This window comes from Bdellovibrio sp., from assembly GCF_036384735.1.
Lineage (GTDB): Bacteria > Bdellovibrionota > Bdellovibrionia > Bdellovibrionales > Bdellovibrionaceae > Bdellovibrio.
Map to the genome: position 1 here is coordinate 1 of NZ_DASVLT010000030.1, position 18,962 is coordinate 18,962.

At 43.2% G+C, this 18,962-nt stretch carries 17 protein-coding genes and 1 pseudogene; 8 read left to right on the forward strand and 10 right to left on the reverse strand.

Annotated elements, in window-relative coordinates; translation table 11 throughout:
- Window positions 1-582: pseudogene (locus tag VF412_RS08665) on the forward strand (hypothetical protein); the annotation flags it as partial.
- Between the two features lie 97 nt (window positions 583-679).
- On the forward strand, window positions 680-1,234 hold the full coding sequence (locus tag VF412_RS08670; RefSeq protein WP_331338836.1) for an RDD family protein: 555 nt from the start codon (window positions 680-682) through the stop codon (window positions 1,232-1,234).
- On the opposite strand, the gene VF412_RS08675 is transcribed toward VF412_RS08670, so the two are convergent.
- Window positions 1,211-2,359: an RNA methyltransferase gene (locus VF412_RS08675; RefSeq protein WP_331338837.1), complete on the reverse strand. Its 1,149-nt coding sequence runs from the start codon at window positions 2,357-2,359 to the stop codon at window positions 1,211-1,213. The two genes, VF412_RS08670 and VF412_RS08675, sit on opposite strands and share 24 nt — an antisense overlap.
- A gap of 73 nt (window positions 2,360-2,432) precedes the next feature.
- Here VF412_RS08675 and VF412_RS08680 point away from each other — a divergent pair, with 73 nt between their 5' ends.
- Window positions 2,433-2,864: a DUF333 domain-containing protein gene (locus VF412_RS08680; RefSeq protein WP_331338838.1), complete on the forward strand. Its 432-nt coding sequence runs from the start codon at window positions 2,433-2,435 to the stop codon at window positions 2,862-2,864.
- A 3-nt stretch (window positions 2,865-2,867) separates the two neighbouring features.
- Here VF412_RS08680 and VF412_RS08685 read toward each other — a convergent pair whose 3' ends face one another.
- Window positions 2,868-3,530 (reverse strand): 2'-5' RNA ligase family protein, encoded by a 663-nt coding sequence (locus VF412_RS08685; protein ID WP_331338839.1) that lies wholly within the window; start codon window positions 3,528-3,530, stop codon window positions 2,868-2,870.
- A 56-nt stretch (window positions 3,531-3,586) separates the two neighbouring features.
- On the opposite strand from VF412_RS08685, the gene VF412_RS08690 reads away from it, so the two are divergent.
- On the forward strand, window positions 3,587-6,508 hold the full coding sequence (locus VF412_RS08690) for a M28 family peptidase (protein WP_331338840.1): 2,922 nt from the start codon (window positions 3,587-3,589) through the stop codon (window positions 6,506-6,508).
- A gap of 131 nt (window positions 6,509-6,639) precedes the next feature.
- On the opposite strand, the gene VF412_RS08695 is transcribed toward VF412_RS08690, so the two are convergent.
- On the reverse strand, window positions 6,640-7,344 hold the full coding sequence (locus VF412_RS08695) for a hypothetical protein (RefSeq protein ID WP_331338841.1): 705 nt from the start codon (window positions 7,342-7,344) through the stop codon (window positions 6,640-6,642).
- A 9-nt stretch (window positions 7,345-7,353) separates the two neighbouring features.
- Here VF412_RS08695 and VF412_RS08700 point away from each other — a divergent pair, with 9 nt between their 5' ends.
- Genes VF412_RS08700 through VF412_RS08710 form a run of 3 tightly spaced genes read left to right on the forward strand, consistent with a single transcriptional unit; the run spans window position 7,354 to window position 9,127 of the window.
- Entirely contained in the window at window positions 7,354-7,896 is a 543-nt protein-coding gene (locus tag VF412_RS08700; protein ID WP_331338842.1) for a hypothetical protein, read from the forward strand.
- Window positions 7,897-7,940: 44 nt separating this feature from the next.
- On the forward strand, window positions 7,941-8,807 hold the full coding sequence (locus VF412_RS08705) for an alpha/beta hydrolase (protein ID WP_331338843.1): 867 nt from the start codon (window positions 7,941-7,943) through the stop codon (window positions 8,805-8,807).
- 2 nt (window positions 8,808-8,809) lie between these two features.
- Complete coding sequence (locus VF412_RS08710) at window positions 8,810-9,127, forward strand: KH domain-containing protein (protein ID WP_331338844.1); 318 nt, start codon at window positions 8,810-8,812, stop codon at window positions 9,125-9,127.
- 50 nt (window positions 9,128-9,177) lie between these two features.
- Here the strand turns inward: VF412_RS08710 and VF412_RS08715 are convergent, their stop codons facing one another.
- Together VF412_RS08715 and VF412_RS08720 are read right to left on the reverse strand one after the other, a co-directional pair.
- On the reverse strand, window positions 9,178-10,056 hold the full coding sequence (locus VF412_RS08715; RefSeq protein WP_331338845.1) for a glycine-rich domain-containing protein: 879 nt from the start codon (window positions 10,054-10,056) through the stop codon (window positions 9,178-9,180).
- Between the two features lie 194 nt (window positions 10,057-10,250).
- Window positions 10,251-11,135 carry a LysR family transcriptional regulator gene (locus VF412_RS08720; protein WP_331338846.1) on the reverse strand — a complete coding sequence of 295 codons (885 nt, stop codon included), beginning with the start codon at window positions 11,133-11,135 and terminating at the stop codon, window positions 10,251-10,253.
- Window positions 11,136-11,229: 94 nt separating this feature from the next.
- On the opposite strand from VF412_RS08720, the gene VF412_RS08725 reads away from it, so the two are divergent.
- Complete coding sequence (locus VF412_RS08725; RefSeq protein ID WP_331338847.1) at window positions 11,230-11,619, forward strand: hypothetical protein; 390 nt, start codon at window positions 11,230-11,232, stop codon at window positions 11,617-11,619.
- 208 nt (window positions 11,620-11,827) lie between these two features.
- Here VF412_RS08725 and VF412_RS08730 read toward each other — a convergent pair whose 3' ends face one another.
- The 5 genes from VF412_RS08730 to VF412_RS08750 form a co-directional block, all read right to left on the reverse strand.
- Window positions 11,828-12,832, reverse strand: coding sequence for a hypothetical protein (locus VF412_RS08730; RefSeq protein WP_331338848.1), 1,005 nt, complete (start codon window positions 12,830-12,832; stop codon window positions 11,828-11,830).
- Window positions 12,833-12,842: 10 nt separating this feature from the next.
- On the reverse strand, window positions 12,843-14,258 hold the full coding sequence (locus tag VF412_RS08735) for an MBOAT family O-acyltransferase (RefSeq protein ID WP_331338849.1): 1,416 nt from the start codon (window positions 14,256-14,258) through the stop codon (window positions 12,843-12,845).
- Window positions 14,259-14,452: 194 nt separating this feature from the next.
- Window positions 14,453-16,102, reverse strand: coding sequence for a hypothetical protein (locus VF412_RS08740; protein WP_331338850.1), 1,650 nt, complete (start codon window positions 16,100-16,102; stop codon window positions 14,453-14,455).
- Complete coding sequence (locus VF412_RS08745) at window positions 16,081-18,429, reverse strand: hypothetical protein (RefSeq protein ID WP_331338851.1); 2,349 nt, start codon at window positions 18,427-18,429, stop codon at window positions 16,081-16,083. The genes VF412_RS08740 and VF412_RS08745 overlap by 22 nt, the downstream gene beginning before the upstream one ends.
- A 158-nt stretch (window positions 18,430-18,587) precedes the next feature.
- Complete coding sequence (locus VF412_RS08750; RefSeq protein ID WP_331338852.1) at window positions 18,588-18,962, reverse strand: hypothetical protein; 375 nt, start codon at window positions 18,960-18,962, stop codon at window positions 18,588-18,590.

Consider the following 18,962-nt stretch of genomic DNA (forward strand, 5'->3'; position numbering starts at 1 on the left):
TCTAAAAATGATAAAGGTGATTGCGTATGCTCGGATGGTAAACCTCCTCGTCCGCAACCGAAATCTGCTAAATCGGGTCGTCGTGGCGGCAGCAAATCGCTTCCTCCTCCTCCAACTCCTGGTCAAGGTGGTGATGACTCATCATCTGCAGGCGGTGGAAATTTAACTTGTACTCCGGTAGATGTTGGCAGCGGCGATGTGACAAATACAAATCTTCCTGGTGGCAAGGCTGTCCCTGAAAATACATGTGGATTCCTTTGCAAATACAAGGGTGTTTTAATTGCTGCGGGTATCGGTCTTGTTGGTCTTGGATTGTTCTGGTGGTTGACTCACAAGAAGAAATCTTCTGCGTCACCAACTTACGTTCCACCTGCTGATACTGGTACAACAGCAACTGCAACGGCAACCGCGACAGCTACTTCGACAATCACACCGATTGCTTCGAACCCATGTCCTGCTCCTAACACAGTGGTAAATGGTGTTTGTACGGCCCCAATCTACACACCACCAGATCCACCACCGGCAGCAACGTCTGAAACCACAAGTACGACATCGGGACCAACAGGGGCTGCGATCCGCTAGGTTGTGCGCAATGTTGGACATCAATAAAGAAAAAAATAGAATCAATCCACAGCGGGCTCCCCAGAAAAGGGAAGCCCCTGTGCCTTTAAGAGGTCCGATGATTGATCGTCGTCGCAAGCCGACGATGCCATCCCCTTCAAAGTTGAATGAGCTTTTTAAAGGCAACGCTTTGCAATTTGAACAGGGCACTGGATTTCATGGTGGACCTTCCGCAAAACGCAAAGGTTATCGTTTGGCTTTGTGGTCATGGCTTGCATCGCTTATTGATGCCTTGATCTTGGTATCTGCAAGCTGCGTGTTCATGCTGATGTTTTCTTTGATCGTGAAAAGCTCTATTGGTGGAATTTTGCAGGGATTTTCTCATGAGCAACATCGCTGGATCTTCTTTGCTGAAGTCTATGCTTTGTCTTCTTGGTTTTATATGATTACAGTGCGCGGGATTATGGGATCAACCATCGGGGAATGGGCTTGTGATTTGCGTTTAGGACAACCTCACGAGCGTTTACAATCGGGTTTATATATTCTTCGTGTGATTCTAAGAAGCAGTTTGATTTTATTGACTGGAGTCATCACGTTGCCTCTTTTATCCTTGATCTTTGGAAAAGATATTCCGGGTTTGTGCTCGGGATTACGTCTTTTTTCTCTCAAGTAAAGTCAGGACTTCATAGTGAGTGCTTTGTGGGAATTGATCTAACAAGGCACACTCTTTCATTACGTAACCACATAGTTTTAGTTTTGCCAAATCCACGGCCATGGATTCCGGAAAGCATGACATATAAATAAAGAACTGTGGTCGTTGATTCTCCTGAAGTTCAAGCAGTGGATCTAAAAATCCCATCAGGCCAGAACGGGGAGGATTGGCAAGAATTCCATCAAATTCAGAAAAATCTTTTAGAATCTTTTTCTGAAAATCCCCGCGATGAATTGTTAACTTGTCGGCATGCTCTTTGAGATTTGCTGGAAGCATAGATACTGATTTCTCCAAGCCCTCCAGTGATAAAGCATCAATTTCACAAGCAACCACGGAAGAGGCGGCAGCAAGGGCCGGCATGGTTAAGTTTCCAATGCCCGACCCAAATTCAATCACGCGAGCGTCAGGATATTGATTCACCCAGGCAGAAATCTTTTCTGCAATCAATGTGTTTGCTTTAAGGCTGGGTTGAGTAAAGCTCGCCACGTGACAATATAAGTTCACCGGCTGATCGTTCATCCAAGTTTGAAACCAAACATTCAGTTCGGGATCTTGCAGTTTGTAACCAGACTCGGTCCATACCGGGACTTTGCGGCGTTGACCAATTTCAACAAAGGCCACTTTTTGAAGGCGTCTTAATAAAGTCGCTTCATCTAAAATCTTTTTGATGTCGATATTGGCAAAATCAAGCCAAACCCCTTTTTCGCCAGAAGGTCCCATGCGTAGACGAATGGAGCCTTTCTCCACGGGCCACTGGTAGCAGCGGAACTCTTCAAGCCATGCTTGTAGTTCAGGCGATAACTGAGCGCAGACTGAGATATCGACGATGTCATGGGTATCTTTCCCATAAAGTCCAAGACGCCCACCTTGAAGGCTAAAATCCAATCGATCTCGCAGATGGGCGGCGCCAGCGGATAAAATTTCGATGGATGGGAATTCCAAGCCTTTTCTGGAGAGCAGCTCTTCAAGCTGTGATTTTTTAAGGGAAATCTGCTCCCCATAGCTTAAATGCAGGTAATTGCAGCCAGAGCAGTCTTTATAGGGGCAAGAAATTCGAATAGAAGGGGCTACAGTGGCGGTTTTCATAAAAATAAGGCTTAAGGTTCTTGCTCCGGGGAAATTGCTGTTATAGGACTCATCTTATCAGGAGTTTGAAACAATGATGAGAGTTTTATTGCTTTCCTTCGTAATGACTTTGTCGGGAGCTGCCTTTGCAGCCAATAGCAACCCTTGGATGCGTGTTTGCCGTATCGATCAGGGCCTTTTCTTGGACCTTCAGGGTGATCAAGAGTACGTCATGTGCTTTTTTGATAATGCTGGTGTGGGTGCTGAGGATTTCTTTAAATTCAAAACAAAAGCGGGTCTGACTCAAGCCCTTCAGGCTTACAAGAACCGCAGCTCTTCGGTAGATGTAGGTCAAATTTGCGAGCAAACGGGTGCAAGGGCTGTCCAGGGTTCAGATACTCAAGGTCAGAATTTCGATATGTGCCAGTTCACTGATGGCTCTTTGATTGAAGCGGTGACTTTGTGGCAAGGACCGGGTGCTCCTGAAAACGAGAAGCTCGACCAGGCTCTTTCAGCGACTTACTAAGTTTTACTTTTTAGCTGCTGCTTGCGCTTTGTCTTGCAGAGTGTACAGGCAGCGGCTTTCGTCTTTGATCACGCCATCTTCTGCGTGCAGGTCCCTTTTCGTATATCCCAGAGTCACATGAGGATAGAAATTTTCGGCATTAAAGTCAGCCGCCTTGCCTCCGCGGGAAATATAAAGATCCTTAATTGCTTTCCTGATTTCAAAAAGACGATCTGAATGAATGACAACGAAATAGGTGTTCTCGTCCTTGCCTTCGACTTTCGCAGATCCTTTGCCTACGCAGACATTTTTATAAGATGAGTTTTGGATGTTCATTTTCTCAGCAAGCTTATGAATCTCTTGGATGGATACCTTTTTGCTTAAGACTTTGTCGTACTCTGGCGGAGTGATCACAGTAATGTGGGCTTCGCCGCGGTTTGTAAGTTTTAAGCCGTTTTTCTTTTCCAAACTTTCGCGAATATTTGAATATTCAGAGTAGGGAAGATTCATGGCCAAATAAGACTTGAACGGTCCTTTTTCTTCGTGCTTCAGGAAGGGAGCTGTTTCGGTGGCAGCGACATTGCGTTTTTGAGTCATCGGCATATCCAAATTCGCCAAACCTTGAGGTTTCTGAGTGGCGCAGGCAGTCAGTAAACTCATAATGAAAACGCATTGAATTGCACGCATCTAAGCTCCCCTGTTGCATTGACTTAAGGATAGGCTCCTTTTAGCCTACACAGACTATGAAAAAAGTGAAAGTTCTTCTTACGATTCTCGCCCTTTTCTCGTTTACTTCCTGCAAATCTAAAGATGCAAAGTTGACTTCTTTAGCTCCAGCGGCAGCGCCTAGTTCGTCCCATTTCGGGAATGAGCCTAACACGCTTGTGACTGAGCCTCGTCAGCTCACTTTCGTAGGACCCAAATCCGGCGAAGGTTACTTCAGTCCTGATGGTAAGATGATGATTTTCCAAAGTGAAAGACAGCCGGGAAATCCCTTCTATCAGATGTTCGTGATGAACCTTGAAAGTGGCGAGACGACCCGTGTTTCTCCGGGCACTGGTAAAACCACTTGCGGCTGGATTCATCCATCAATGAAGAAGGTTTTGTTCTCTTCAACTCACTTAGATCCAGATACAAAAAAGAAAACGGCCGAAGAGTACGACAATCGTAAAAAGGCCGTGAAAGCTCGTTACTCATGGAGCTTTGATGATAACTACGACATCTTTGAAAGCGATCTTCATGGCGGCCACCTAAGACGCCTGACTAAAGAAAAAGGCTATGATGCTGAGGGATCTTATTCTCCAGACGGTCAATGGATTGCATTTGCTTCGAATCGTGCGGGTTATACAGAAAAACTTAGCGCCGAAGATAAGAAGCTTTTCGAGCAAGACCCATCCTATATGATGGATATCTACATTATGAAAGCAGACGGCACCCATGTGAAACGTCTGACAACCTCCAAGGGATACGATGGTGGCCCGTTCTTCAGTGCCGATGGCAAAAAGATCACATGGAGACGTTTTGCTCCCAATGGGGCCACTGCTGAAATCTACACAATGAATGTTGATGGCTCTGATCAAAAGCAGATCACAGACCTTAAAGCCATGTCGTGGGCGCCGTTCTTCCATCCATCGGGTGATTACATCATCTTTACTTCCAGTGTTCTGGGTTATTCGAATTTTGAGCTTTTCATCGTCGATAGCGCTGGGAAACATAATCCTGTGCGAGTGACTTTTATGGATGACTTCGATGGTCTTCCTGTTTTCACTCCAGATGGAAATCATCTGTCTTGGACTCATCGCAATCAAAAAGGTGATTCGCAAATCATGATGGCGAAATGGGATGATGTTCAAGCTCGCAAACTTTTAGATTTGCCACCAGCAGACCCCATGGGCCAGGGGGCTCTTTCCCCAGAACTCACTGCTAATGACGTTAAAAAATGGATTTATTATCTAGCTTCATCTGAAACTCAAGGTCGTGCGACAGGGAGTGCTCAAGAAAAGGTTTACACAGAAAAGATCGCCCAAGCCTTCAAGTCTTGGGGGCTTCAAGGAGCTGGGACGAATGGCAGTTTCTTTGAAAGTTTCGATTTTACTTCAGGTGTCAGTCTAGGTTCTAAGAACTCTCTTGAAGTGGTGGGTTCTTTCAAAAAGAAATACACGGTTTCTCAAGATTTCGAACCTCTTTCATTCTCGAAAGTTGGCGAATTTCGTGAGGCACCGATTGTATTTGCCGGTTACGGTATTAAAGCTCCGGCAAGTGATAAAGAAGCCGCTTACGATTCTTATCGTGGTCTAGATGTTAAGGGAAAATGGGTGATGGTCTTTACAGATCTGCCTTCCGATATCGCTCCTCAAAGACGTCAGTACTTGAATCTATACTCTCGCTTGCAACATAAGTTGACGGTGGCAAAAAACGAAGGCGCCATCGGGGTGATTGTAGTCAACGGTCCTTTAAGCAGTCTTCCAGAGAAATTTGGGAAGATTAAATATGAAGGTTCTTTGTCGGATGGAAGTCTTGGGGTGATCCGTCTTTCTACAGATGCCGCCCGTGAACTCGTAAAATTTGCCTATAAAGACCTGGCTGTTCTTCAAGAGCATCTGGATCGCGGTGAAATGGAGGAAGGCTTTACGATTCCATCGACATATCTAAAAGCTCAAGTAGATCTTCAATTTGAAAAGTCCAAAGGAATTAACGTCCTTGCGAGACTTCCTGTAAGTGGAGCTAAAACATCCATCATGATTGGCGCCCACGGAGATCATCTAGGGCATGGGGAGTTTGGCAATACATTGGCTAAAGGAAATGAAATTGGCAAAGCTCATCCTGGGGCTGACGATAATGCTTCGGGTGTGGCTGGCGTGATGGAGTTAGCTCATTACTACGCAAACTTGAAGAAACAATCTCCAGGTAAACTTAAAAAGAATCTTCTCTTTGCCGTGTGGTCTGGTGAAGAACTTGGTGATCTTGGTTCCTCTCATTTTGCAAAAGGTTTTAAGAAGGATCATAACATTGAAGCTTATTTCAATATGGATATGGTCGGTCGTCTGAAGGATCGTTTGTATGTGCAGGGTCTAGGTTCAGGAAAGCAGTGGACGGGGATGGTAGAAAAGGTGGCGGCTCAAACGGACTTGCCGTTAGTTGTTCAAGATGATCCTTATTTGCCAACGGATTCGATGGCTCTTTATATGGCTGGAATCCCGACGGCGAATTTATTCACAGGCTCCCATATCGATTATCACACACCTCGCGACATTCCAGAGTCGATCAATTATGAAGGCGAAGTGAAAACCTTATTTGTTTTGAAAGGTTTGGTCGATATTCTTGAAGCACTGCCTGCACACTCTGTGACTTATGAAAAAGTCGCTAGTTCGAATAACAAACTTGAAGGTCGTACATTCCGCGTTTACTTAGGCACCATCCCTGATTATTCCCAAGAGGGAATTAAAGGCGTGAAAATTTCCGGAGCATCGAAAGACAGTCCAGCCGAGAAAGCAGGACTTAAAGAAAATGACGTGATTGTCGAGTTTGACAACACTAAGATCGAAAATATCTACGATTACGTTTACACACTTCAAAGTGTTAAACCAAACAAAGAGACTTCCATCAAGGTTCTAAGAAACGGCAAGATCGAAGACTTAAAGATCACTCCGAAGCTTAAAGAATAAGTTGGCTTGCATCCGGTCTTCAGTTTGTTGGGTTGGGCGCAAGAAAAAAGAAAAAAGGGTTTTGAGGTGAATCTCAAAACCCTTTTATTTTATGTCAATGCGACTTTGGCTTTGCCAGAGTTTAAATCGACTTATTGCAATGGAAATTTGAACTTAGGGCATTTCTTAACAAGGAATGCTGCCAAAGCTTTATCTGTGAATTTCAAAGTGTTGTCGCCATCCGCTGTGTAGCTAAAGATGTCAGAGTTTTTAGCTTTGCAGGTTTGACCCGAAGCATCTGTGAAAGTCACGATGCCATCGTGAACTGCCGAAGGAGCATGACCTTTTGCAAAGCCGATATCCAAAAGAACACCTTGGAACTTCGTGATCTCTACACCGCCTTTGTTGGTATCAACAACGTCGGTCGCTGACTTCACCTGAGCCTTAGTCATAGAAGTCAAAGAGCCATCTTCATAGTCGAATGAGTAAACAGTACCGCTCATATCAGTGACATCAAGGTGGCGAGTTTCTTCATTCCACTTGTAAGTGATACCTTGGGATGTACGTGGGAACATATAGTACTCACGAGCCCCCGTGAATTGATCTTCTGGACCATTGCCAAAAGAATTGAAGACCATAAATTCACCTTCCGTCGTGAAAAGGAAGTCACGGTAAACCATAGTATCTTGTTTAAAGTTATGAACTGATAGGAAACAGCCGTTGTTGTCGCCGGAAACAGTTTGTTGAATTTGGATGCTTCCGTTTCTTTCAACCTTATCAGGGCAAGTTGCCGGGTCAAAAGCTGCGAAAGAACTCATAGGAATCAATGTTAATAAAATGGAACAAAGAATTTTCATAAGTACCTCGTGCTCACTAGCAGAATTCAGTACGTTCCATATGTCAGCAACGGAAGCGCAGCAGCACAAGAAAAAGAACAAATCTGGACTCGAAAGTCCTTAACCTTTCGTGTTTGTATAAGAGTCTCTATTGCTAGTGAGGGATTCGAAGCAATGGCCACTTTCTCTGAAGAATTCAAAAAATATCAAAAACAAGAACGACTGCTTACGGGTGGGATCGTTTTGGTTTCCGTTTTGGCCCCTGTCTCTTTCACATATTTGATGGAGCAAAAAATCACTTGGGCTGTTTCGGGTTTGGTGGCGTTGGCGTTTGTGGTAACAGCCTCTTACTTGCATTATGTGCGTGGTTTAGTATCGCAAAAGCTTCTAAGTAAGTATGAAAAATTAGATGTGGGTTCTGTCCTTGCAAAAAAAATTTCATCAACACGTCCGCATCGCTTTGTGATTACTAACAGAGGATTTAATCACTACTATCTGAAGTGTTTAAAAACCGGCGAACAAGTGCTTGTGTCTAAGGACAGGGTTCGCGAAGATTTCGATATTGCAAATTGATTTTCGAATACCGTCAAGGGAGCCTTTAGCAACGGAGGTTCCCAATGCGACGATTTGCTCTTGCAATCGCACTGCTTGTTTTTTCATCTTTGGGTCACGCGCAAGATTCAGCAGAGCCAAGTTATCAATCTGACTATTCTTGCGGTACGGAATCTCAATTAGGATTTACTTTCAATTATTGCATTCGCAATGTGGATCGCACTAAAACTCAAGATATCATCTATTTCTTTCACGGCTTAATGGGCAACGAAGAAACCTGGTTCACTCAAAAAATGGGAACCGGAATGCTGGAAAGGAAATGGCATTTTCGTGGTTACGATCCAACTATTGTGACGATCTCCTTTGGGGAGGTCTGGCTTCTTGTGAACAACAACAAGTACCCACTTATTCCGTACTTTAAAGATGTCATCATGCCATTTCTTGAAAAGAAAGTCGGTGGATTGGGCAAGGGTAAGCGCATGTTGATCGGCCAATCCATGGGGGGATTTAACGCCGCCCAAGCTTCGCTTCAATTGCCGAACGTCTTTTCAAAAGTGGCGTTGCTTTGTCCTGCAATCACCACGGTGGGACCCTTCTCAAGCCAGCAAGATATTGATGCTTATATAACTCGAACGGGAGCAATACCGAGTCGAGTGAAATTGATGCTCAGTATTTCACATCAGGTCTTCGTGAATCAAAGAGACTGGGATAAGCACGACCCGCTCAAGCTGCTCGGCCGATACCGTGCAAATAAGCCAGAGTTCTATGTCTCTACAGGCCTACAAGATGATTTCGGATTTCAAGAAGGTTCAGAGGAATTTGTAAACGCAGGAAAGAAAGTCGGCTTCAAGACTCAGTGGGTACCAGTTCCTGGAGGCCACTGCAATTTTGATCGTCGTACCGCTGCAAACTTCATCATGGGAGTAAACTAGACATGACAGAGATGGAACCACTAAAACCATATCGTTCAGAGGATAAAGTTAAAGGCGCAGATATCGACCAGGAAGTCTATCGCGAAGAAATTCGCGGTTTAATTGAAAAGGTCGTCCGTTTTTTGGTCGACGAACCTGAAAGTGTCACGGTTACAACTTACGTGGGCCCTAAAACAACAGTCTATAGGGTGAATTGTGCGAAAGACAATCTCGGTCAAGTGATTGGTGCTCAAGGTAAAACGATCATGGGCCTCAGAGCAGTCGTTCACGCCATGACAGCTCGTAATGGAATTCGTTCGATCGTTGAAATTCCAGTTTAAAATTTAAATCTTTAAAAAGGACCTTTGTTGGTCCTTTTTAATCGTGGAAATTAATAGGTGATCATAATAAGGCCGTTTCCGCCATTACCACCGGAATTCGTTCCGGTATCACCAGAGCCTGCGCCTCCGCCGCCACCTGGAAAGCCGCCATTTGCTCCATTTCCATAAGTAGCGGTGATATAACCGCCACCACCTCCGCCGCCACCGACGGTGGAATTACTTGTTCCTGCGGTTGCTGCAGCAGTTGAAGTGCCTCCTAGACCGCCTGCTCCGCCGCCTGAAGCAGCTCCACCGGCAGATCCGTTGCCTGTTGTTCCTCCAGTTCCAGCCAATCCATCGCCATTGGGACTTCCAGAACCGCCGCCACCGCTACCAGATTTGACATCGGAACCTGCGCCTCCGGCGCCACCTGAATATTTTGTTGTTCCTACCCCGGAAGATGCGGCACCACCGACACCGCCGGTTGTTTTCGCGCTACTAATTCCACCACCTTTTGCACCGACATAACTGGCGGCTAGGGTGGCTGCGCCAAAAAATGTATCCGTTCCAGCAGTCGCGCCTGCATTTGTATGTCCTGCCGAAGAGTCTCCATATCCGCCAACGCCAACTTGATAGGTAATCACTTGCCCGGGGGTTACTGAGATATTTGAAACTGCAGAGTAAGCTCCGCCGCCTCCGGCTCCACATCCTGGGTATCCATAGTCAGCAGCTTGCCCACCAGCGCCAGCGCCCCAAGTTTGAACCAGAGTCAGAGTAGTAATTCCTGCAGGCACAGTCCAACTGGTTCCTGAGGTTAAAGAGATAGTTCCGTGGCTGACAGTTGAAACCGTATTCATCAATGCAAAGGGAATGAGTTGCGCTCGGCAGATCGAGCTAAATACAGAGAAATAACCAATTACCAAAATAACCAGAATGTTAAATCTACTCACCAGAACCGTCCCAGAAATATTTAACTACATTTTAACATGTAGCGATCTTCCAGAGCAAAAAGTTAAGATATTCTTGATTAGTTTTAACTTCTAGAGAGCTAAAAACAGACTTAAGTAAGTAGGGGATTTGTCATGATTCCTTCGATTTTTCTTATGGTGAGACATCGCCGTGAAAAAATCCATTCATTGTAAAACTACGTTTTAAGAGAAAGCATCTGTGCCACAAAATCCTTAGCCCAGGAAAATTTAGACAGGTCTTTTTGATAATAGAGATAAAACTCAGTACGCTCGTCGAACTCGCTGAGTTTTTTTGTATGCAATTTATTTTGTGAAGATTCCAAATAACGAGACGGAGCAATTCCCCAGCCAGATTTCTCTTCGCACAAAGAAATCAATTTCTGCCAGTCAGGAAATTCCACATATTTCAATTTCTGCAAAGAAATTTTATGATTATTTAAAAGATCTTCCAACGGCGATCTTGATCCATAGTGATAACAAATCTGATCTTGAAGAGCGGCGAGAACTTTTTCACTTCGTTGATCTTCGGAAATTTTGAATTTCCGACTCCAAAATAACATCATTTGATCGCTCCATAACTTCTTTCGAATTACGGAATCGCTATCGATAAGACCTTGCGAAATAGCTATGTCGAGTTCGCGCTTTTTCATACTGACTTCGATCTCTTGGCTCGACATGGGAACAAAGACCAGACTGCCATCAAAATCGATTTGCGAAATAAATCCGTCGAGAATCTCTTTTCTTGCACCGATGCGAAGTCGTTTGTGATGACTTTGATTTAAAACAGCTAAATTTAAATCAATAGAAAGACTATTAAGGTGCTCATGAAGTAGGGGATAGAGGGCTTTCCCCGCCTCATTCAAAGACTTCTTTTTGCCTACAAAATCAAACAAGACAGTCCCAAGATGTTCTTCTAAGCGTTTTAAATGCAAAGATAAGAGTGGTTGGCTGATGTTCAAGGCTTCGGCGGCCCTGACAATATTCTCTGATTCTACAAAAACCACAAAAGATCGCAAATACTCTAATGGAGGCAGCTTTTTAATATTATCTAATTGATACATAATAGATAAATATATCACTTTAATTATATAGCCTGAAGCATTATTTTTCCTGTCGTCGAACGAGCTTTTAAATAAATAACTTTAAGGAAATTGCATGAAAAACTCAGTGAAAATAATGGTTCTTTTGATGATGGTTTCCACATCAGTGAAAGCAATGGCTGCGACAAACTATCTCAAAGTATCTGGCGCAGAGGCTTTAAAGGATCAGGATATCAATCAATACGACGACAGCGAAAACCCGCCACAAGGATATATCGTGAAACTGCCAACAGGATATACGCTGTATTCAAGCCAAGTTGATACGCAAGATACACCGGCAGTTTGTGGAGTCTCAGCTTATGACCATAAGGCCGAAACGATTAAAATCGATGGGTTTTATCTTGAAACTGATGCTGGCCGCTGTGATGTGATCTTGGATCTATATAATCAAGACACGAAAACCCACAAAAAAGTGACCTATTCGATCGAGCAAGTTGGAACATAAATTGATATCTAACCAAGAAAACGCACTTTAAACCGGGTGCGTTTTCTTGTTAGTTCCTGGAAGTTTGCAGCCGGGAACTGGTGCATAAACTTTTCTGATAAGTTATATTATGTAACGTACGGTATGGGTATATTTGAGCTTGCAGGGATTTAAATCAATATATTAGATCTGACAATTTTTGCGTTTTTCTCAGATACACTTGTTGTGATCAGTGATTCAAAGCTGGAGTTAGCATCTCAATAACTCCTTTACATGTGAAATGAACGCCGTCATTCCAGTAGCTTGGTGATCTATCATCATGTGGAATTCCAGCAAAATAATTAAAGACTTCGATATGAGGTCCTTGAAGCTTTTGAATTTCTTGAATCCAGTTTAAATGAGCGTCGTAAATCTTCGGATATTCTTTCTTTAAACGCTCTTCAAATGTTGGATGATATGGTGGAATCACAATCACTATAGAAATGTTTTTACTTTGAAGTGTCTTGATCAATTTTTGGAATGCTAAAAGCATTTTCTCACTTTGTGCCGGTGCAATAGATCCGTGCACATAGGAATCATATAAAAGATCGACCTCATTACGCAGGCTTTCAGGTGTTTCTTTACCTGCAAATTCAGGCTTTTCGCAGAGAGAATAATCAATCTCTCCCCCTACCCCTTGCCCCAGACTTGAGGCGGGTGCTTGCTTTAATGCCGCGAACGAAGCTTCCGTCGTATTGTGATCAATCAATTGCTGAAGTTCTACAAGTTTCGCTTTAAAACCGTGTTCTTGAAGTAGATCGCCAACATATTTCTTAAAGATCTGTGTGTTCTTGATCTTAGCGTCAGCATTAGATGTGATAAGTTCAAAATAATCCGCATACCAGATGACCTTTTGAACTTTGGTTTTTTCTAAAGCCATATCAATAAATGCTTTTTTTGTGATGAATTCAGATCCTGCAGCTGAAAGATTCAAAGTTTTTAAGCCAGAGATCTTTTGCACCCATAACGGAGATGTTGTTTCACCGCGAGATGAGCCCAAGATAACTTGTTCCGCATCAGGATTCATCGCAATCATTTGAGCGACCTGATAGTAACGATTTAATGTGGGGTGATTTGTATCGACGGTTTTGCAGTAATAACAAAGTGGATCTACAGAATAATTAAAGAAGGCAATTCCTGCTGCGATAAGGATGGCAAATACGGCGGCTAAAAGAATGTTGTGTTTTGCTTGCATAGACATCCCCTTAGAATTGGAAATACAAGAACGGCGATTCCTCGCCCATATAAGTCAGACAAATCACGAACAGAAATGCTAGGATCAAAGCATTCTTGAATGATGGTTTAAACTTGATCTCCCAAGTGTTTCTACAAAAGAACGCCATGATGATGCCAAGACCTAAAGCTATTAAGAAACGATCCTTATGTTTCAATGCGATATGATAAATCGTCCATGTATATTCAGACGTAAATAAGAAGGATTTCTTTAACCACAAAGTGGCAACTTTAAAATCTGGAGATCTGAAGAAAACCCAGCCAATATTTACAAGCATGAATGTTAAGAAACCGGCGATGTATTTGCTGCGGATGATATTCCAGTTGCGATCTTTAAAGTATCTTTCAATCGCCAGGAACATACCGTGAAAAACACCCCAAAAGACATAAGTCCAATTAGCTCCGTGCCATAAACCACCGATGGCCATCGTTAAAAGCAGATTTCTATAGGTCTTTACTTTCCCCTCACGATTTCCGCCAAGAGAAATGTAAAGGTAATCTTTCAACCAAGAAGAAAGACTGATGTGCCAGCGCTGCCAGAATTCCGTGATCGACAAAGATTTGTAGGGAGAATTAAAGTTCTGGGGGAATTGGATATTCATCATCAATCCTAAACCCACTGCCATATCCGAATAACCACTGAAATCGAAATACAATTGGAATGTATAACCAAACATCGCAAGGATCGCTTCTAAGTTTGAAACACTTTGCATGTTGTGAACTAAAGGATCCACGGCCGCAGCGATAAGATCTGCCACCAGCATTTTTTTTGCCAGACCGAAGATAAAGAAATAACAACCACGCCAAAAGTTATCAGCCTGAAACTTATATGTAGATTCGCTTTCAAGCTGCGGAATGATTTTATTATGACGAACCAACGGACCAGAGATCTGATGTGGGAACAACGTCACATAGCCCGCAAACGATAATAAGTTCGCATGAGCATCTGAAGTTCTTCTGTAAACGTCGATCACGTAACACATCGATTGGAATGTGTAGAACGAAATACCAATTGGAAGAATCAAGTTCAAAGCGGGGAGCGCCTTCTCCCCTGCCCCAACCAACGAAACTAGACCGTTCATCGAGTCTGCAAAGAAGTTATAGTATTTAAAGAATCCAAGGATCGATAAATTGGCGATCAAAGATGTCAGTAGGAATGCTTTTCGTGCTTTTTGAGTCTTCGCTTTGTCTATGGCTCGAGCGATATAGAAATCTAGAATCACCGTGAAGAATAAAAGAAATACGTACGTCGTGCTCCAATAACAATAGAACACAACACTTGAAAGCAAAAGAAAGCACTGCTGATAAAACTTATTTCGGATCAGGTAATAACCCATCAATGTGATAGGTAAAAATGCAAAGATGAATATATAAGAGTTAAAAAGCATCTTCAGCGAAGATATCTTAAGGTCACCGTAGCGTCTACTAATTAAGCCTTAGTATCGCTGACTTTGACACATATAAGTCATCGAAATCACTCTGTAAACTATGATTTGTTTTTTGTTAATTTGTGAGGCGTTTAACCTGTTTTCGAGAAGTCGCGCAAAAGCGCTGGCGTGTCAGACCAGCGCTGATGTTAGAATTAAAAAATTTTTGAACAGAAGGGCGCATCCACAGCTTGTTCAGAAAGATTTTTGAAGAATCGGATGCCATCTTTTTTAAATGTAGCCATCATTTGTGGATCCATATTGCTCTGAACCCATTGAGAGAAGTCTTTACCTGATTTTGCCGAGACTGCTGCAACAAACTCTTTATAAACCTCTCTCGATGACTTGCCATCTTTGTTATTATTAAAATCACCTTCGTGATAAGCGAGCACTTCATCGGGGAAAATAATAAGTGGCGCCAGCAATTCGATCTCGCCCGAGTACATAGAGACTACGTTTGGTACCATACGCCGAGAGTCCACGCGAACCGCTAGCAATCCGCCCGAGGGAGTACGAACTGTCTTTCCGTTCTCAGTCGTCACTTTATCGGGATTCATAAAACGACTTGCGACAACTGGATTGTACGTAAACGACAGGAAACTAGAGGCTTTCGGATCACGAGCATGAGCCGTCATTTGGTCTGTGATCTTCACGTCCATGATTTTGCTGCCGAAAGACTTAAATCCTTCATCACCGTTTTTTTCGCGATTCGTTGTCAGGGAGCGAAGACGACGAGTGTAGCTACCTTGGTTTTTAGTCAATACAGTCGACATAAAGGCGAACTTCTCGCCTTGAGCTGTTTGGACGCGTTGAATTTTATCGGTCCTGTAGTCCAAGCCGCGAAATGCCACCGTGGTGTTGTTCAAATCTGGATTTTCAATAGCATCAAGCCAAGTTTTCCAAGCTTTATACTCTGTCGGCTCCATCACCTGCCATGGGAGATAAGCTTCCAGCATGTTGCGAACGCCTTTGCGATCGTTCTTAAGCATCAAATCATTAAGCTTATCAGTCATAGCTTCGTATTTATCCATGGCTTGAGTTTCAGATCTCCATTGATCCAAGGCCTTTTGCTGCTGACGAGCATATTTCACCGCTTTAGCCGAAAGCTCTGCATCGATTTTAGCTGATTGAGCACGATCGGCTGCAATCTGAGCTTCTGCATGAGGTGTTGGGATATTTAAGCCATTTAGGTAGGTCACAACGTTAGGCATAACATCCGACGAAAGCATTGCTGACTCAATGGAAGCCAAACGAGATTTCGATAGAATGCCGCCCTCACTGGCATTGAAATACATTTCAGCCCATGAATGTGGGGACTCTAAAAGTCTTTTAAAACCTGGTACGGGCTCAACAATTGGATTGCGCACATGACTGATGACTAACGCCATGGCCATATCTTTGATCAACAGGTCGGGATTACTTAAAGAGGTTTCATCGACCGCCAAACGAAGTACTAGCTTCTGATCGCTGTAATAAGTGCTTAATTTCGTGTGGTGATCATTGTTGATCGATGTTGTTGAACGAACTATTTCAATCCCAATGCCTTGGCGAAGTCTTGAAAGATCCGAATCCGAGTCTGTATTTGCCCAAAACAAGTTCAGTTGTCTTTCAATAGCCTGCAAGCCAAGCCAAACTTTTTCTTTAGCTGGAAGCTGGGGACCATGAATTTCAATTGCCGCTTGATCTTGAATGGGATTTTTCTGACCTAAAGTCAAATCGGCATGAGCGAGGGCCCCTTGCATAAAGATTGCGACGATCACTGACAAGCTAGGAACGGTTCTTTTTATAAAAGTACGGCTTCGCATCTCATACCTCCCGAAGTTTCAGTGATCTCGCGGAAACGAACTCCGCCGTTTTTATCGATCTCTTTGGTCAAGCCTAATTTCTTTAAAACTTTTTGTTCGTAGTAATTCGACAATGTACGTTTGCTAGTTGCATCGAACTGAATTGCCTGGCGAGTTTTCTCGACATCGAAATCAACCACATCAATTTGCAGGTCTTTACCCATTGTGACAGCGATTTGTGAAAGCTCTTTTGCATAAACTTTCTTGGCTTCATCTGCTTTCATGGAACCGATCATTAATTTCAAAGTTAATGTCTTCTTAGGATTCCAGGTGCCGTTCATGAATTCATTAGAACCGATGATCGTGAAGTTTACCTTCGTAATCTTTTTAGCTAGCAATTCCGTCGCAGCAGAGAATTTCTCAAGTTTATCCATCAAGAGTTGGCGATCAAACGCCGGTTCGGCTTTGATTAATTTCTCGAGCTGCTCTGTCGTTGTTAACCCCTGACGAAGAGCTAATTGGGTTAACTGAGCTTTTGATGTGATATCGCGCGAAGGACGAAGCTCATCAATTTTTTTATACATTCGTTGCACAGCTTCTTCTGCAGAGATCATTTCAAGATTGCCCACCGGAGCCTTGATATTGTTTTGTAAGAAGAGGCTTTCAAGGAGCTTCAACTGACCATTTTTACGTTTACCAGAATCAGCAGCGGCTACCGCTAAAGACTCGTGTTCCGAACCCACAACGTCAGATACCAATAAGTAAGGCTGGAAGCTTACTCGAGGACCTAGATTTTCTTTTAAATAACCTGTCTCAAGCTCAACCAGATCAATTTTATTATTCCATTTCTTCAGCCAATCTTTTGTCTCGTCAAACGGAGACGTCACCTGCCCCAAAGTCATTCCTGTCTTCACAAAATCAGCTCCATAAGTTGGAGCTTCTAAATCCAAAAGTTTTCCAACTTGGGTGTATGTTTTTGAAGGAGCGACCACGTCCCCGACTTTCAGGCCCTTACCAATAATGCCGCCGGCTGTACCGATATAGACCACTTTATCGTGACCTGAATTGCGAAGGGCGCGAGCGACCGGGACAACTTCATCTCCCCACATGTTAGAGATAAATCTCCAGCGCACAATGCGACCCTCTTTGGTTTCAAGCAAAACGTCTGAAATGTCATGACTTGGTTGTTCAGAGTTAAAAATTTCGTAGTTCGCAGCTAATGGGTTTGTGATTTTCTCGAACTCCGTTTTCACAACAGATGCTTTTGTCGTCACGGAAAAATAAGAGCCTGACTTTTTCACAGCATCTGACAATTTCGCTAATTGTGATTTATCTGTACCTACAGGTTGAGTAGCATTTGGTTGAATTTGCGCCATCATTCCAGCCATTGTGATCACATTAGAGATCGCAGATTTTTGGCCGATCACAACGACATCCGCTTTGGGAAGCGTTTTAAACATCTCTAAAAGACGTGCTTCTTGGTCGCGGTGTACCTGGTTGGCGTTGCCATAGACTCGAACGAAATCGTTCTTTAAAGCCACTTGCTTGTCGTATTCAAGGATGCGTAATTGAGCAAGTAAGTGTTTCACGCGATCATCGCCAGAAATGCGGGTAAATGCATAGGAATACTCGCCAGATCTGGCGTCGTAGACCAAATAGATTTTATTATAATTTGCGGCGCGAGTTTTCACCTCTGCGATCACTTCACGATCTTCTTGCGAGATTCTCTGACGGAAGTCGCGTTCAGTTCCCATGTGGAATTCAATCGCTTTTCCGGTTTGAGCTGCATCCCAGAATATCGCACGGGTTGTTTTTTCAGAAATATAGCGTTCAGAATCTAACAAAATAGTACTGCCATCCACATTGGGAATGGAGCGCTTGCTATAACCAACTGTATGAGAGTTTACATCTGAAACAGAAGCTTCTTTTTTTAGCTCGATAGTATCGGCTTTAAAACCTTCCATGAGTTTTTTGCGGAAGAAATTGTAATTCCACTCGATATCTTTCTGGCTTAAATTTTTAAATTTAGGAAATTTTTTATGTAACATAGAAAGAATCAACTCATTCCATTTCTCGGTATTATTGAGATCTTGCATGGAATAGTTTTCTGAAGCGTATTCTTCAGGGCGAATTTGACGAATGGCTTCGGCAGCTAATTTCTGATCGTGATCCATGAGGTAGTCAGCAAGACCATCGGAATAGAAATCCAAACGATCCACTGCCAACATATAGTTGAGTTTTGCTAATTGATATCTGTGCTCAGCTGATAACTCAGCATGCGCGTAGGGGACTCCTCTCCCACCAGAAGCAATTAGAAAAGCAATCAACAGAGTATAGATCTTACGCATAGAAATCACCTCATAGGCTTACTATGCAAATCGAAAGACCAACCTTATGTTATTGAAAAAAGGCCTATTCTCAGATTGAGAATGACCTCCATGCGTGTTTTGTTACTCGGGTGTTTACAGTGGGAACGCCTCAAAATAAGACGTTAAACATTTGTTAACTATTCAGCAGTCCACTCTTTGAATCCAAGTTTCAAAGCGGCTTCCAAATCTTTGCGATCAATTTCATAAACGTTCGCATTTCCCGTTGGAGATCCGCACAACTGAATACGCATCATGCCGTCGTTTTTATTTTCGCTCGAGTACACTTTTATGTCTTTTAAATCCTTCTGCATATCAGAGATCGAGATTTTTTTACCCTGGCCACATTGAAGAGTTCCATCAGCTTTATAAACCTTTACATGATCAATTGAAGAGGATTTATCCATAACAACTCCTGATTTATTCGCAGGCTTTTGAGCTCCGCAGTTGGCGTGAGAACAAGCAACCAAAGTCAGAAGACCAGCTGTTAAAGCTAAAACAACGAAATTCTTCAT

What these genes read in the sequence shown, in the direction of transcription:
- VF412_RS08705 (WP_331338843.1), top strand. Translation starts at nt 7,941, where the DNA reads ATGCGACGATTTGCTCTTGCAATCGCACTGCTTGTTTTTTCATCTTTG.
- VF412_RS08710 (WP_331338844.1), top strand. Translation starts at nt 8,810, where the DNA reads ATGACAGAGATGGAACCACTAAAACCATATCGTTCAGAGGATAAAGTT.
- VF412_RS08750 (WP_331338852.1), bottom strand. Translation starts at nt 18,962, where the DNA reads ATGAAGAATTTCGTTGTTTTAGCTTTAACAGCTGGTCTTCTGACTTTG.
- VF412_RS08745 (WP_331338851.1), bottom strand. Translation starts at nt 18,429, where the DNA reads ATGCGTAAGATCTATACTCTGTTGATTGCTTTTCTAATTGCTTCTGGT.
- VF412_RS08690 (WP_331338840.1), top strand. Translation starts at nt 3,587, where the DNA reads ATGAAAAAAGTGAAAGTTCTTCTTACGATTCTCGCCCTTTTCTCGTTT.
- VF412_RS08685 (WP_331338839.1), bottom strand. Translation starts at nt 3,530, where the DNA reads ATGCGTGCAATTCAATGCGTTTTCATTATGAGTTTACTGACTGCCTGC.
- VF412_RS08730 (WP_331338848.1), bottom strand. Translation starts at nt 12,832, where the DNA reads ATGCAAGCAAAACACAACATTCTTTTAGCCGCCGTATTTGCCATCCTT.
- VF412_RS08740 (WP_331338850.1), bottom strand. Translation starts at nt 16,102, where the DNA reads ATGCGAAGCCGTACTTTTATAAAAAGAACCGTTCCTAGCTTGTCAGTG.
- VF412_RS08720 (WP_331338846.1), bottom strand. Translation starts at nt 11,135, where the DNA reads ATGTATCAATTAGATAATATTAAAAAGCTGCCTCCATTAGAGTATTTG.
- VF412_RS08725 (WP_331338847.1), top strand. Translation starts at nt 11,230, where the DNA reads ATGAAAAACTCAGTGAAAATAATGGTTCTTTTGATGATGGTTTCCACA.
- VF412_RS08670 (WP_331338836.1), top strand. Translation starts at nt 680, where the DNA reads ATGATTGATCGTCGTCGCAAGCCGACGATGCCATCCCCTTCAAAGTTG.
- VF412_RS08680 (WP_331338838.1), top strand. Translation starts at nt 2,433, where the DNA reads ATGATGAGAGTTTTATTGCTTTCCTTCGTAATGACTTTGTCGGGAGCT.
- VF412_RS08695 (WP_331338841.1), bottom strand. Translation starts at nt 7,344, where the DNA reads ATGAAAATTCTTTGTTCCATTTTATTAACATTGATTCCTATGAGTTCT.
- VF412_RS08675 (WP_331338837.1), bottom strand. Translation starts at nt 2,359, where the DNA reads ATGAAAACCGCCACTGTAGCCCCTTCTATTCGAATTTCTTGCCCCTAT.
- VF412_RS08735 (WP_331338849.1), bottom strand. Translation starts at nt 14,258, where the DNA reads ATGCTTTTTAACTCTTATATATTCATCTTTGCATTTTTACCTATCACA.